The organism is Caballeronia sp. (assembly GCF_049581465.1).
GTDB lineage: Bacteria > Pseudomonadota > Gammaproteobacteria > Burkholderiales > Burkholderiaceae > Caballeronia.
Genome location: NZ_JBAUSA010000794.1, coordinates 1 through 2,849 on the forward strand (window position 1 = coordinate 1; position 2,849 = coordinate 2,849).

2 protein-coding genes are annotated in these 2,849 nt (G+C 63.7%); one reads left to right on the forward strand and one right to left on the reverse strand.

Features of this window, described 5'->3' with window-relative positions; translation table 11 throughout:
* A partial coding sequence (locus WCA53_RS19570) for a VTT domain-containing protein (protein ID WP_423914394.1) occupies positions 1–1,434 on the reverse strand: 1,434 nt, incomplete at its 3' end.
* Positions 1,435–1,679: 245 nt separating this feature from the next.
* Between WCA53_RS19570 and WCA53_RS19575 the strand changes: the two genes are divergently transcribed.
* A partial coding sequence (locus tag WCA53_RS19575) for a sensor domain-containing diguanylate cyclase (RefSeq protein ID WP_423914397.1) occupies positions 1,680–2,849 on the forward strand: 1,170 nt, incomplete at its 3' end.

Below are 2,849 nucleotides of genomic sequence, written 5' to 3' on the forward strand. Positions count from 1 at the left end.
GTCGTCCACCCCGCGGCCCCATCCCGATACCAGTTGCAAGCCGACGCTCGCGCTCACGACGGAGAGGACCACGATGGGCAGCCATGAATGCATCGCCGGTTTTCCAGGGTGCCGCCACACCACGCTCAACGCGATGAGAAAGACCCATATCAGCGCGAGCGCGGTGCCGCCGACGGCGTCCGAGATGGTGAAGCGCCCGAAATACAGGCCCGAACAAGCAATGCCGATGACGATGAAGATCGTCGTGGTCGCAACCAGCGCCCTCTGCACGGGGCCCACGCGCCGGGCAAGCAGGAACGCAAGAAAGCCGTAGATCACGACCGTCCCCGCCAGGTGGTTGCCCGGGAACGGATGCGCGCCGGAGGTCAGCGCGGCCAGCGACGGGCTTTGCGTCGTGGCCTGGATCGCCAGCATCAGCAACTGCGAGAAAACGACCGCGACGAGCCAGTACGCCACACTGCGGCGGCGGCGCTCCGCCACCATCCACACGACCACCATGATCACCAGCGCGATCAGCGTCGGCACGCTGCCCAACAGCGCCACGACCGACAACACGGCATCGGCCCAGGTCGAGCGGAACGACTCCAGGAACCGGTACGTCGACATGTCCACTTGAACGAGCGGACCGCCGCGAGCGACATCGTCGAGGGTGGAAAAGAAAACCCCTGCCGATATCAGCATGAACACGGAGATGACCACGATCAGGCTGCCCGCGGGACTATTGGGATTCAACGCGCGCAACACGATGCGCCCCATTGTGCTGTGCCTGTGCGTGGCCGCCCAACTCAGGAGCTTCCAGCGCGACGAACTGGTCCAGGCGCGCGCGTGCGCAGCCAGGACGTTCGCCAGTTTGAACGTGACCCACGTCAGCGCCACGAGGATTGCTGCGATCACGACGAGCCGGAACGACACGGCCCCGGCGAGTTCGATAGAGGCGCCGAAGACGACGCCCGGAAGAATATGCACGGGCGCCCATAGCAGCGCGGAAAGAATGTTAATGGCGAGAAACCGTCCCGGCCTCATGCCGAGCATGCCGGCGACCACGGGTACGATCGCCCGCAACGGTCCGATAAAGCGCGCAAACACGACACTCTTCGCGCCGTGCTTTTCGAAGTATCGCGTCCCTGCGGCCAATACGCCCGTGTGCGTCCTGAACGGCCAGACCTGCACGATACGGTCTTTGTAACGGCCGCCGAACCAGTAGCTTGCCGCGTCGCCCGCGACCGCGCCCACGATTGCACAAACGAGTACCCAGCCCAGGTTCAGCGAACCGGTTCCGACCAGCGCCCCCGCGATGAACATGGCCGAGCTGCCAGGAATGAACGTGCCGACAAACGCGATCGATTCGAAAAATGCTGCCAGGAACACCACGGTTAGCGCCCAGGACGCATGTCCCGCTAGCAGATGCAGTAGTTTGAAATAGGCATGCTCCATCGATGGCTCCGCCTCTCTTGGTCTGGATTCTAAGCTGGTTCAGCGAGGGGCGTTGCTGTCCCCCACTTGCAGCTAACAGCACCGCCCAAACCGTGCCAGCCCCTCCGAAGAACGCGCCCTTTGATTGCAGTTTCCGCGTTTTTTGCCGTTATCTGGCACATCGAGGTTATTCAGGCGGCGCCGTTTCAAGCGCGCAGACGGCGAAAATGCTCTGTTCAATACCGACTCACCCACTTTCCTTACCCATGCCAACCGACGGTACCGCACCCGACGAAGATCTGCACCGCGCCCCGAGCGCCGCACAGCGGATCAAGCGGTGGATCTTCTCGCCACGCGGGATCGTTACGGCAGGTGCCGCGCTCGCAGCGCTTATCCTGGCGCTCTGTGCCGCCGCGCTCTGGGCGGATCGGGCCGATGCTATCGCTCGCGGCCGCGAAACCTCCGCCAACCTGATCACCGTGGTCGATCGCGACATCGCACGCAATGTGGAGATCTACGGACTCTCGCTGCGCGCCGTGGTGGATGGGATCCAGACGCCAGGCGTCATGGCGCTCGCCCCCGCCCTGCGCGACAAGGTGCTGTTCGACCGCACGACGAGCGTTCCGTTTATCGGCGATGTGCTCGTGATCGATGAAACCGGCCAGATCCTGATCGCGCACGGCAACGACACCCCGCCGGCTCACCTGGCCCAGCAGGATTTCTTCGTCGCGCAGGCACGCGCCGTCAATACGGGACTGTTCATCTCGCGGCCGTTCCGCGCGAGCAACCGAGACGACGACTGGCGCGTCGCAATGAGCCGCCGTATCGAACATGCGGACGGAAGTTTCGCGGGCATCGCCATGCTTACGGTCCGGCTCGACTACTTCGAACGTTTGCTCTCCCACCTCGAACTGGGCGCCAACGGCACCGCAACTATTTTGCAAAGCGACGGAACGCTGATGGCGCGCCAACCCTACGATGCTCGCCAGATCGGCCGAATCCTGCCGCCCGGCAAGCACCACTGGACATTCAGGCGTGACCCCAACGGTTCCTTTACCGCCCCCTCCGCAATCGATGGCGTGACACGCCTGCTCACTTTCGCGCACGTACCGGGCACGTCGTTGATCGTATCGGTGGGATTGTCGAACGACGCGCTCCTGAACCACTGGCGCCATCTTTCGGCTCTGCTCGGCGGCGCAATCCTCGCGTTGAGCGCTGTCCTGATGCTGGCGGCATGCTGGTTCGCGCGCGCACTGCGCGCGTCGCTTGCCGCCCAGTCGCGACTCGAGAAAGTGGCGTCCATCGACGGCCTGACGGGACTTTTAAACCGCCGCGCGTTCGATGAACACATCACGCGCGAATGGAAACGCAGCACCCGGTCGGGCCGGCCACTGTCGTTGTTGATGCTGGACGTCGATCAATTCAAGGCCTTCAAC